Annotated in this window: 6 protein-coding genes, 1 tRNA gene and 1 pseudogene; 2 read left to right on the top strand and 6 right to left on the bottom strand. The window is 73.9% G+C overall.

Annotated elements, in window-relative coordinates; genetic code table 11:
- Positions 1-26: 26 nt before the first annotated feature.
- Positions 27-1,907: a bifunctional diguanylate cyclase/phosphodiesterase gene (locus tag OOK31_RS31520; protein WP_267090875.1), complete on the top strand. Its 1,881-nt coding sequence runs from the start codon at positions 27-29 to the stop codon at positions 1,905-1,907.
- A gap of 43 nt (positions 1,908-1,950) precedes the next feature.
- Here the strand turns inward: OOK31_RS31520 and OOK31_RS31525 are convergent, their stop codons facing one another.
- Both OOK31_RS31525 and OOK31_RS31530 read right to left on the bottom strand, forming a co-directional pair.
- Positions 1,951-3,648 carry a glycosyl hydrolase family 18 protein gene (locus OOK31_RS31525; protein WP_267090780.1) on the bottom strand — a complete coding sequence of 566 codons (1,698 nt, stop codon included), beginning with the start codon at positions 3,646-3,648 and terminating at the stop codon, positions 1,951-1,953.
- Between the two features lie 254 nt (positions 3,649-3,902).
- Complete coding sequence (locus OOK31_RS31530) at positions 3,903-5,069, bottom strand: LLM class flavin-dependent oxidoreductase (RefSeq protein WP_267090781.1); 1,167 nt, start codon at positions 5,067-5,069, stop codon at positions 3,903-3,905.
- A 264-nt stretch (positions 5,070-5,333) separates the two neighbouring features.
- On the opposite strand from OOK31_RS31530, the gene OOK31_RS31535 reads away from it, so the two are divergent.
- On the top strand, positions 5,334-6,092 hold the full coding sequence (locus tag OOK31_RS31535) for an IclR family transcriptional regulator (protein ID WP_267090782.1): 759 nt from the start codon (positions 5,334-5,336) through the stop codon (positions 6,090-6,092).
- 88 nt (positions 6,093-6,180) lie between these two features.
- Here the strand turns inward: OOK31_RS31535 and OOK31_RS31540 are convergent.
- The 4 genes and pseudogenes from OOK31_RS31540 to OOK31_RS31555 form a co-directional block, all read right to left on the bottom strand.
- Positions 6,181-6,254 (bottom strand) — tRNA-Lys (locus OOK31_RS31540).
- A 66-nt stretch (positions 6,255-6,320) separates the two neighbouring features.
- Positions 6,321-8,069, bottom strand: a complete 1,749-nt coding sequence (locus OOK31_RS31545) for an AMP-binding protein (RefSeq protein WP_267090783.1) — start codon at positions 8,067-8,069, stop codon at positions 6,321-6,323.
- A 26-nt stretch (positions 8,070-8,095) separates the two neighbouring features.
- A complete protein-coding gene (locus tag OOK31_RS31550; RefSeq protein ID WP_267090784.1) occupies positions 8,096-8,770 on the bottom strand; it encodes a lytic polysaccharide monooxygenase in 675 nt (224 codons plus the stop codon).
- A gap of 177 nt (positions 8,771-8,947) precedes the next feature.
- Positions 8,948-9,841, bottom strand: a pseudogene (locus OOK31_RS31555) (SPFH domain-containing protein); the annotation flags it as partial.
- Positions 9,842-11,454 lie beyond the last annotated feature (1,613 nt).

Genomic DNA, 11,454 nt, shown 5'->3' on the forward strand with positions numbered 1-11,454 from the left:
GCAGCCTCTATGATCGGCACACTTTCCTGCACGGACACTCACGAACACTGCGGGAGCCAACGGTGAGCGGAACCTCAGAGGGAACCGGTTCGGCGGCCGACAGCATCCGACCGGCCCTTACGGAGCGTCACACAGCGGTGCCGGTCGTGCCGGACGGACCACGCGACTACCGGGCCGCCTTCGACGCGGCGCACCTCGCGATGGCCGTGGTCGGCCGCGACGGCGACGTCATCGCCGCCAACCACGCCCTCGCCGCCCTCCTCGGCGCCGAGCCGCGCTCCCTCGCCGGGCAGTGCGCCGCCGACCTGGTGGACCTGGCCGCCGAGGCCCGCACCTGGCAGGCGTACCAGGAGGTGCTGCGCGGGCGGCAGGCCCGGCTGCGCTGCACGCGCCGCCTCAAGCACCCCGACGGGCACTCGCTGTGGACCGAGGTCACCCTCGGCCCCGTCCCCGGCACCGGGGAGGTCCTGCTGTCGGTCGCCGACATCAGCGACCGGCGCGACCTCCAGGCCCGGCTGCGCCACCTCCAGATGCACGACCCGGTGACCCGGCTGCCCAACCGGGCGCTGTTCTTCGAGCGGCTCTCCGCCGCCCTGGAGGCCTCCGCGTACGGGCCCGGCGGCGGCACGGGCCGGATCGGCCTGTGCTACCTCGACCTCGACGGGTTCAAGGCCGTCAACGACACCATGGGCCACCGGGTCGGGGACCGGCTGCTGACCGCCGTCGCCGCCCGGCTGACGCAGTGCGCCGACCAGTCCGGGTACGGGCGCACGGGCGGGCACCTGGTGGCCCGGCTCGGCGGCGACGAGTTCGCCCTGCTGGTCGAGGAGTCCACCGGCACCGAGCAGCTCACCGACCTGGCGCGGAGCGTCCTGGCCGCCGTACAGGAGCCCTTCGACCTGGCCGGGCAGCGGCTGTCGGTGTCCGCGTCCATCGGCGTCGTCGAGCGGGACGCGGCCGGGACCTCGGCGACCGGGCTGATGCAGGCGGCCGACACGACGCTGTACTGGGCGAAGGCGGACGGCAAGGCCCGCTGGACCCTCTTCGACCCCGAGCGCAACGCGCACCGGATGACCCGCCAGGCGCTCTCCTCGACCCTGCGCCCGGCGGTGGAGCGGGGCGAGTTCGAGCTGGAGTACCAGCCGCTGGTGGACCTGGAGAGCGGGGCGCTGCGCGGGGTGGAGGCCCTGGTGCGCTGGAGCCATCCGCAGTTCGGCACGCTGACGCCGAATCGGTTCATCGGGATCGCCGAAGAGGACGGTTCCATCGTGCAGTTGGGGCAGTGGGTGCTGCGCACCGCCTGCCGGCAGGCGCGCCGCTGGCAGATCGAACAGCCCAGCGACTCCCCGGTCTTCGTCTCCGTGAACGTGGCCGTGCGCCAGGTGTGGGACTCCGACCTGGTGGGCGACGTCGCGGAGATCCTCGCGGAGACGGGGCTGGCCCCGCAGCTGCTCCAGCTGGAGCTGACGGAGTCGGCGGTGATGGGCTCGGCGGGACGGCCCCTGCAGGCCCTTCAGGCGCTGAGCGACATGGGCGTGCGGATCGCCATCGACGACTTCGGCACCGGGTACTCGAACCTGGCCTACCTGAGCCGGCTCCCGGTGTCCGTGCTGAAGCTGGACGGCTCCTTCGTCCGCGGCTTCCGCTACGAGGAGGGCACCCACCCCAACCCGGCCGACGAGACCATCGTCGAGGCCATGGTCCAGCTCGCGCACCGGCTCGGGCTCACCGTCACCGCCGAGTGCGTGGAGACCGCCGGCCAGGCGGCCCGGCTGCGGCGGGTGGGCTGCGACACCGGCCAGGGGTGGCTGTACTCCCGCGCGGTGGCCCCCGGGGAGATCGCCGCGATGATCAGCCGGCAGGTGGCCGCACGCGCCGACGGGCCCGCCCCGCACCCCCTCGTGTGAGGGGGGCGGGGCGGGCCTGCGCTCGGCGCGGGGTGGGGGGAGATCAGCAGGCGCCGAGGTCCTTCCAGACACCCCATTCACCGGTGGTGCCGGGCGCCTCGTTCTGCGTCCACCACTGGGCCTTCCACTTGTGGCCGTTGTGGGAGACCTCCGTGCCGCCCGTGTAGACCGTGCCCGCGACGTACGCCGGGAGGCTGCCGCAGCCCGTGGTGGGCGGCGTCGTCGGAGGCGTGGTCGGCGGGGTGGTCGGGGGCGTGGTGGGAGGCGTCGTCGGCGGGGTGGTCGGCGGCTGCGTGCCGCCGCCCAGGGCGTCCGAGATCTGGTTCAGCAGCGTGGTGCTGTTGTCCAGGCCGAGGAGGGAGTACATCATCGCTCCGGCCAGGCCGCGCTGCTTGCCGTAGTCGACCCGGGCCTGGACGGACTTCTGGTTCAGGCCGGTGAAGAACTCGCCGTCCTTGTAGAAGTACGAGGCCTTGGCCTGGTCGTCCCAGTAGGTGGTCGCCGGGTTGTCGACGATGCCGCCGAGCTCCTTGTAGTTGGCGATGCCGGCCTGCTGGCTGGTGGGACGGGCGCCGGAGGCACCGGTCGCGCTCTGGGCGAGGCCGTTGTTCGCCCCGGCGGGGACGCCCTTCCAGCCGCGGTAGTAGAACTCGTAGCCCAGGGTCAGCTTGTTGGCGGGGAAGCCGCCGGTGATGCCGTAGGCCGGGTTGCCGTCGATCCAGGAGTCGATGGCGTTGTCGATGCTGTACTTCTGGGTGCCCGGGGCGATCGGGTCGGTCGGGTCGCCGGCCGGGGAGTACAGCGGGGACTGGTGGTACGTCGGGCCGTCGGAGTCCCAGGCGCCGTGCATGTCGTACGTCATGATGTTCGCGTAGTCGAGGTACGCGCCGATCTTGTCCGTCTCGATGTACTTGATCTTGTCCTGGCCGGCCGGGAGGGCCGAGGTCAGCATGTACTTCTTGCCGCCGTTGGCCTGGCCGTAGGCGTCGAGCTGCTCGCGGAACTCCTTGAGCAGGAGCGTGAAGTTCTGCTTGTCCTCGGGGGCGTAGTGGTTGCCGAGGTGGCCGCCGGACGAGCCCGGGTACTCCCAGTCGATGTCGATGCCGTCGAAGATCCCGGCCGCGACGCCCTGGCCGCCGTAGCCGCCCTCGACCGGCAGGTTGCCCTTGATGTACTGGTCGATGCAGGAGGACACGAGCTTCTTGCGGGAGGCGTCGGTCTTCGCCGCGTCGCTGAAGTACTTCGAGTACGTCCAGCCGCCGAGCGAGATGTTGATCTTCAGGTGGGGGTACTTGGCCTTCAGCTGCTTGAACTGGTTGAAGACGCCCACGATCGGCTGGTCCCACTTGTCGGCGACCCCGCTGACGCTGTCGGCCGCGCTGAAGGACTTCTGGTAGTCGGCGTACGAGTCGCCCGCGCCGTCACCGGCGTTGGGGTTGTTGTCGTCACCCGCCGCCTTGTTCGCCTCGAAACAGGTGAGGTTGGTGGGGTGGATATTGCCGAACGAATAGTTGATCACGTCCAGCTTGCCCGCCATGCCCCGGGTGTCGAGGTGCTTGGGGTAGAACGCGTTGCCGTACACGCTCCACTGGTCGTAATAGGCGATCTTCACGCCGCCGCTGCTCCCGGTGGGCGAGACGGGCGCGGCCTGCGCGGTCCCGAGTCCCGCGAAGGTCGCCAGCGCTCCGGCTGCCAGCGCGGCCGTGGCGGCGGCAGCGATGAGGGGTTTACGGATGTGCATGAACTGCCTCCGGGGGGTGGGAGGTAAGAGCATCAGCTTCAGGTGAGAGAAGTGATAGCGATCACGGGAGGCCCCAGTCAATGGTTTGGACCAAAGAAGGACTAGACCACTCGACGGCCAAATCCGCTCGTCAGAGACCTGAACGCACATCAGAAACCGCCCGCCACCCCGGGTGACGAGCGGTTTAAGGCTCTCTTAGGCCATGCTTCGGCAAGCTTTCGGCAACAAACCAGCCAAACCCCGTTCGTCTTCGCTCAAGCCGGAATCGATCCCTCCGTCGGCATCCCGTACGCATCTGCGACGAGCGCGTACGAGCGCAGCCGGGCCGCCCCGCTGTGCGCGTTGGCGGTCAGCATCAGCTCGTCGGCGCCGGTCCGCTTCACCAGGGCGTCGAGCCCGGAGCGGACCTCGTCGGAGGTGCCGTGGACGATGTTCGCGGTCCAGCTGTCCACGAACTCCCGCTCCAGCGGGGTGAAGGGGTACGCCGCCGCCTCCTCGGGCGTCGGGACCAGCCCGGGCCGGCCGCTGCGCAGCCGGAGCATCGACAGCGCGCCCGTGAGCACCTGCGCGCGGGCCTCCTGGACGGTGTCGGCGGCGAGCGCCGAGACCCCGATGAGGGCGTACGGGGCGTCCAGCACCGCCGAGGGCCGGAAGCTCTCCCGGTAGAGGTCCAGCGCGGGCAGGGTGCCGGCCGCGGAGAAGTGGTGGGCGTACGCGAAGGGCAGGCCCAGCTCCCCCGCGAGGCGGGCGCTGAAGCCGGAGGAGCCCAGCAGCCAGATCGGCGGACGCCCGGCCGGGCCCTGCACCGGGCCGGGGACGGCGTGCACGCGGGCGTACGGGTGCCCGTCGGGGAAGTCGTCGTCGAGGAAGCGGGTCAGCTCCGCGAGCTGCCGGGGGAACCCGTCCGCGGCCTCGTCGAGCCGCCCGGGCCCGCGCAGCGCGGCCGCCGTGCGCCCGTCGGTACCGGGCGCGCGGCCGAGCCCGAGGTCGACGCGGCCCGGGGCGAGGGCCTCCAGCGTGCCGAACTGCTCGGCCACGGCCAGCGGGGCGTGGTTGGGCAGCATGACCCCGCCGGAGCCGAGCCGGATCCGGGTGGTGTGGGCGGCCAGGTGGGCCAGGATCACGGCCGGGGAGGAACTGGCGACCCCGGGCATGGAGTGGTGCTCGGCTATCCAGTGGCGGTGGTAGCCGCGGGACTCGGCGAGCCGGGAGATCTCCACGCTGGTGCGCAGCGAGGCGCCGGCGGTGCCGCCCTGGCCGACGGTGACGAGGTCGAGCACCGACAGCGGCACCGGCGCCTCGCCCCGGGCGGCGCCGCGGACCGGATCCGCCGGGCCGGCCTGGCCTCTCGGGTCCACCCCGTCCGGCCCCTGCGCGTCGCCCCGGCCCGTGTGCAGGCCCGCGTCCCCGGTGTCGCTCATCGTCGCTCCCGTCCCGTTCAGCTCGTGCGCCTTCCGGCGCCGCGTGCGCCTCGTTCGACGTACGTACGAAAAGGTCGAACCGTGGGCCCCTCCCGGGCATTCCCGGCAGAGCGGGCTCCGCGCGTGCCGGTGGCATATGCCACACGAGTAGATCCAGGCAGGGGGACTTGATTAAGCCATCAATCTCCTCAACAGACGCTCCACGTGGGCCTCTTGATGGCTATCGTGGTAGGGCAAGCGGTAACAACCTGGTAGGGGGAAACCGTGGCGCTGAAGCCCGAGCCGACCGCGCCGTTCCACTCGGTGCAGTACGCCTTGCGCGTACTCGAAACGATCTCGCGGCACACCGGTGGTGTGACCGACGTACAGATCGCGCGTGAGACCGGCCTGCCCGCGGTGCATCTCGCCCCGATGCTGCTCATGCTGCGTCGGGAGGGATACGTCCTGCAGGTCTCCGACGGCGCCTATGCCATAGGGGACTCACTCGTCCTGCTCGGTTCCGGGATCGACCGGCAGCAGGCGCTCCAGGAGAAGCTCCAGGACACCCTGGACCGGCTGCGCGACTCCGTCGGCGCGGCCGTCTACATCAGCCGGTACGTCGACGGCGAGGTCCGCATCACCCAGTTCGCGGACAGCCCGCGCACCCCGAAGGTGCACGAGTGGGTGGACTTCCGCTCGGCGGCGCACGCCAGCGCGGTGGGCAAGTGTCTGCTGACGCAGCTCGACCAGAACGCGCGGCGCGACCACCTGTCCCGGCACAAGATCGCCCGGCTCACCTCGAAGACGATCGTGAACGAGCGGATCCTCTTCTCCAAGCTGGACAGCCAGCCGGCGACGGTCCCGATGCTGGACCTCCAGGAGTACGCGGTGGGCACCGTCTGCGCCGCCGTACCGATCACGGCCGGTGCCGCGGTGGGCTGCCTGGCCCTGTCGATGCCGGTCGAGCACGCCCACCGGCTGCGCGCCGCGGCCGACACCCTGAACCGCAAGGCCGCACCGCTGCTGCTGTCGCTCACCCTCTGACCGGAGTGGCCATGGCCGGTGAGCGTGACCATGGCCGGAAAACACTTCGGGCGGTTCCCGGTGAACCGGAAACCGCCCGAAGTACAGGTGCGCCGCCAGGGACTCGAACCCCGGACCCGCTGATTAAGAGTCAGCTGCTCTAACCAACTGAGCTAGCGGCGCCTGACAAAGAAAATACTACCTGCTCCCGGGGGGTGCTCAAAACCATTACCGCCCGCTACGCGGCCGCTACCCGCGGGGCTCGAGGAGGGGGCGGCGGCCCTGCGCGTCGTAGAGCGCCAGCAGGGCGGCCAGGTCGGGAGCCTCGAGCGGGCGGTAGCCGGCGGGGGTGTGGTGCCAGACCGGTTCGCCGGGCCTGGGGAGGAAAGCGACCCGGCGCAGGGCGACCCGGTGGACCTTGTTCGTCGCGGTGACGGGCATGGCCTCCAGGACGCGGACATAGCGCGGGCTCATCTTCGTGCCCAGGTCGGGCTGAGCCGCGAGGAAGGCGGCGAAGGCCCCGGGGTCGAAGGCGGCGCCGTCGCGCAGTGCGAGGGCGGCCATCACCTGGTCCCCGGCGACCTCGTCGGGGACGGCGTAGACGGCGACGGCCGCGGCCCGGTCCCAGCGGGCCAGGATGTTCTCGATGACGGCGGCGGCGAGGTTCTCGCTGTCCACCCGCAGCCGGTCGTCGGTGCGTCCGGCGAAGTAGAGGAAGCCGTCGGCGTCGCGGAAGAAGAGGTCGCCGGTCCAGTACCAGCCGTCCCGGGTGCGGGCGGCCTCGGCCTCGGGGTTGCGCCAGTAGCCCTCGAAGAGGCTGCGGCCGCGGTTGACCAGCTCGCCGATGGCCTCGGAGCCGTTGAGGAGGCGGCCCTCGGCGTCGAGCCGGGCCGGGGGGCACACGCGGCCGGTCTCCTGGTCGACGACGGCGAGGTCGTCGCCGGCCCCGGCCCGGCCGAGGGCCCCGGGCGGGGTGTCGGGGGTGCGCTGGACGGAGGCCCCGCCCTCGGTGGCCCCGTAGCCCTCGACGAGGCGGACCCCGAACCGCTCCGCGAAGCGGGCCGCGTCCACGGCTCCGGCCTCGGTGCCGAAGCCGAGGCGCAGGGCGTGGTCGCGGTCGTCGGGGCGGGCGGGGGTGGCCAGGAGGTACTGGACGGCCCGGCCGACGTAGGTGAAGTACGTGGCCCCGTAGGCCCGTACGTCGTCCAGGAAGGCGGAGGCGGAGAAGCGGGGGCGCAGGGCGACGGGGGCCGCGGCGGCGAGGGCGGGCAGCCAGTCGGCGATGACGGCGTTGCCGTGGAAGAGCGGCATGCAGATGTAGTGGACGTCGTCCGGGGTGACCGCGAACTGGCGGGCCAGGGAGTGCCCGGCGGCGGCGATCCGGCCCTGGCTGCAGACGGCCGCCTTGGGGGCGCCGGTGGAGCCGGAGGTGAAGTAGAGGAGGAAGCGGGAGTCGGGCCCGGGCGGCCTCCCGCCGACGACGGCCTCGCCGGGCTTCGCGGCGGCGTACGGGGCGAGCAGGGCCGCGTACTCCTCGGTCCCGGTCACCAGGATCCGTACGCCGGGCAGGTCGAGGCCGCGCAGCAGGCGCAGGTGGGCCGGTTCGGTGACGAGGATCCGGCACTCGGTGTGCAGGATGTCGCGGGCCAGCTCGGGGCCGCGCCGGGTGGGGTTGATCCCGGCGACGGCGGCCCCGGCGAGGGCCGCCGCGCCGAGCCAGAAGGGGAACTCGGGGGTGTTGTCGAGCAGCACCCCCACGTGCGGGTGCGCGCCCGGCGGGAGCAGGTCGACGAGCAGGGCGGCCCGGGCGGCGGACTCCTGGGCGGTGCGGTGGCGGCTGAGCACGGTGGCCGGGCTGAGCACGGTGGCCGCGCTGAGCACGGCGGCCGGGCCGGTGTCGGCCCCGGGTCCGGCCCCGTGCTTCAGTCCCGGCCGGTGGTCGCCCCACTGGCACGCGATGAGTTCCGCGACGGTCTCGGGTGCAGTCGTCGTCCGCATGCCGCCGGAGGTTAGCTGACGTGGCGTCAGAACTGAACGTCGGAGCAGGAGTAGAAGGCCATCGGGGTGTCGTTGACCGTCCAGACCGCGAGGATCATGTGCCGTCCGGCCTTGCCGGCGGGCATGGCGCCGCGGTGGATGGTGGTCATCTCGGGACGGCCGCCGTTGTAGGGGACGACCAGGAAGGGCTGGGGGTCGAGCGAGGCCCGAGTGAGGGGCTTGGTGGGGTCCCAGCCGGTCTTGGTGACGTAGTACTTGAAGTCGGTGGTGGAGTGGTTCGCGGTGAACTGCCAGCGGAAGTCGAAGCTCTGGCCGGAGGTCACCCGGGTCGCGGGCCAGGTGCCGCCGCGCGGGTCGTCGAGCTGGGCGAACTCGCTGTGGCCGCCGGAACATATCTGACCGTCGGCGGGCCCGGCCGCCGGGAAGCCCTTGAAGCCCTCGACGCTCTGCGGCTCCCACTGGATGGGGCCGCAGTCGGCGACGGTCTTGTTGGCGCAGAGCTTCTGGCGGCTGATCGGGGTGTCCGTGTAGCCGTGGCCGCTGGCGCTGGGGGCGCCGATCAGGGTGGCGCCGGCGAGGACGCCGAGGCCGAGCGCGGCGGCGCGCAGCGGGCGGGTGCCGCGGTGGGGCCGGGCGGGGGTGGCGGGGTCGGCGGGCCCGGCGCCGTGGGACGGGCGTGCGGGCATGCGGAAGAGACGCATGATGCTCCTTGGACGTGGGGGGAGTCGGACGAGAGCGTGCGCACGCGTGGGGATGACCTTCAGGTCTAGACCAAGTCCCACAGTATTGACGCGAGTTGGCCATGTCTATACCAATGGGGAAACGGGTGGTCCGGTCAGTACCGGCCACCCGTTTCCCTGGTACGGCTGTTGCTGGTGCTACTGATCACCACGCCCGGTGTAGAAGGCGACGGTGAGGTCCTTCACCAGCGCCTTGCGCTCGTAGTCGTCGAGCTCCACGATCCCCCGCGAGGTCAGCCGGTGGACGGTGTCGTCCACGGCGTCGACGACCGAGGTCAGCACGGTGTCCCGGTGCTTGGCGTCGATCGCCGCGACCCGGCGGCGGCGCATGGCCTCCGCCACCTCCGGGGCGTACTCGATCCGGGTGGGCTGCGCGGAGAACACCTCGACCCCGACCGCCTCGGTTTCGGCCGCCAGCATCCGCGTCAGGGCGTCGCCGACGGCCTCGGCGTCGCGCAGGGTCGGGGCGTCCTCGTGGAAGGCGTCGGCCGGGAGCTGGGACAGCACCCGGGCCATCGCCGACTCCACCTGCTCGGCGAGGTACTCCGTGTGGTCCTCCACGGCCAGGGTGGCCCGGGCGGTGTCCTTCACCTGCCAGACGACCTGCACGACCACCTGGAGGGCGAGCCCGCCGGAATCCACCGCCGGCATGGGCTCGCTGCGCCAGTGGCGCAGCCTCACGTCGACGCGGCGGCGCAGCAGGAGCGGGCTGATCCAGGTCAGGCCGGTACGCCGGACCGTGCCGCGGTAGCGCCCGAAGAGGGTCAGCACCCAGGCGTGACCGGCCCTGGCACGGCCGAGACCGCCGAGCGCGAGCAGCGCGACGACACCGAGGAAGGCCAGCGGGGGCCAGTGCGCGGCGCGCAGCCCGTGGTAGGCGCGGGGGCTCGCCCCGAAGGCGGCCACCAGCGTCGCGGGGACGGCCCCGGCCCGCCACATGACGGCCGCGCAGCCGGTGAAGGCCAGGCCGCCGACCAGTACGGCGATCCAGCCGGGCAGCACCGGGCCGCGGTGCTCGCGCAGCCGGTCGTCACCCCGCGGGACCCGGCGCCCGGCCGGCGCCCTGGCCGGGCGGGGGGCGGTCGCGCGCGGGGCGGGGGCCGCGGGGGGCTGCGGGTGCGCGCGGAACGGGAGGTGCACCGGGACGTCCGTGACCGCCGCGCCGCGCCGCGGCCCGACCTGGCGGAGGTCCTGGGTGTCGTCGTCCGCCGGGGGCGCGGGGTCCATGCCGCGCGCGACGGCCTGCGCGACGATCTCGGCGACCCCGGGCCCGGGCACGCCGGAGCCCGGCGGCGGGGGGTCCAGCTCGGGCACGCCGGAGCCCGGCGGCGGGGCGGGCCAGAGCCCGTCGGGCTGGGCCCGCGCGGCCGGCACCGCCTCGGCGACGTCGACCCACCGCCCTTGCCGTGGCCCGGCGGGTACGTCACCCCCCGCGACCCCGACCTCCGCCGGGCCCGCAGCCCCCGGCCCGTCGGCCCCGGCCCACACGCCGGCCTCATCGGCCCCGTCGGCCCGGGCGCGCTCGACGGCACGACCGTCCGACCCGGGCCGGGCGGCCTCGGCCCACGCCGGTTCGGCGGCGCGACCCTCCGCCGGGCCGGGAGACCCGGCGTACGTCCCGGCCCGTGCGGACCGACCGTCCGACCCGCCGGAATACACGGCGGCCACCTCGGCCCAACCGGGCCCGGCCACCCGACCGTCCGAACCCGCCCGGGCGGGCTCGGCAGCCCGGCTCTCCGACGCGGCGGGCGATCCGGCGTACGTCGGCTCGGCACGCCGACCGTCCGATCCGCCGCGGCCGTGCTCGGCGGCATGACCGTCCGAGCCGTCCGTTCCGCCCCGGGCACGCGCGGCGGGGTGACCTCCCGGGCCGGCCCATACGGGCTCGGCAGCCCGGCTCTCCGACGCGGCGGGGGACCCGGGCCGCGCGGGCTCGGGCGCCCTGGCCGCTCGGGCCCGGGCGGGGTGGCCCGCCGGGCTCTGCTGACCGGCGGAGTGACCGGCCCCGGCTTCCGGTCCGGCGGGCCACTCGTCCCGGATCCGGGTCACGGCGGCGACCCGTGCGGGCGCGCCCGGGGCCGGAACCCCGGCCTCGGCTGCGGCGGGCCGCCCGTCCCGGATCCGGGTGGGGACAGCCGCCTCCGCCGCGCGGACCCGGGCTGCGGGCCCGGCGGCGTCCGCCTCGGGGGCCACGCCCGGGGACGGGATCTCCGGCCCGGCGAGGTGCTGTCCGGCCCCGGGCTCCGGCCCGGCGGACCACCCGTCCCGGGCCCGCGCGGCAGCCCCGGCGGGGTGCGCGGAGGCCCGGGCGGTGTCGAACCCTGCGGGGTGACCGGTCCGCATCCGGGTCTCGGCGGGGACGGACCCTGCGGGGTGGTCGGACCGCAGCGAGGTCCCGGCGGGGGGCGTCTCCGTGGCGCGGTCGCGCCGCAAGGGGGTCTCGGCGGGTGCGGGGGCGGTGAGGTGGTTCGGGTGCGTCATGGGGCGGGTTCCGGGGGCCGGGTCCGGGTGGCCGTACCGGGTCGGGGTCGCCGTACCGGCCAGGGTGGCGGTCGTCGGCCCCGCCGGGTGGCGGGTGGCGTGGGGCTGCTGATCGGCGGGGCGGGACGCGGCAGCCGGCTGCGGCGAGGGTTCCGCCTCGCGGG

It is taken from the genome of Streptomyces sp. NBC_00249 (genome assembly GCF_026342355.1).
In the GTDB taxonomy this organism is placed as follows: domain Bacteria; phylum Actinomycetota; class Actinomycetes; order Streptomycetales; family Streptomycetaceae; genus Streptomyces.

What these genes read in the sequence shown, in the direction of transcription:
- OOK31_RS31525 (WP_267090780.1), bottom strand. Translation starts at nt 3,648, where the DNA reads ATGCACATCCGTAAACCCCTCATCGCTGCCGCCGCCACGGCCGCGCTG.
- OOK31_RS31530 (WP_267090781.1), bottom strand. Translation starts at nt 5,069, where the DNA reads ATGAGCGACACCGGGGACGCGGGCCTGCACACGGGCCGGGGCGACGCG.
- OOK31_RS31545 (WP_267090783.1), bottom strand. Translation starts at nt 8,069, where the DNA reads ATGCGGACGACGACTGCACCCGAGACCGTCGCGGAACTCATCGCGTGC.
- OOK31_RS31550 (WP_267090784.1), bottom strand. Translation starts at nt 8,770, where the DNA reads ATGCGTCTCTTCCGCATGCCCGCACGCCCGTCCCACGGCGCCGGGCCC.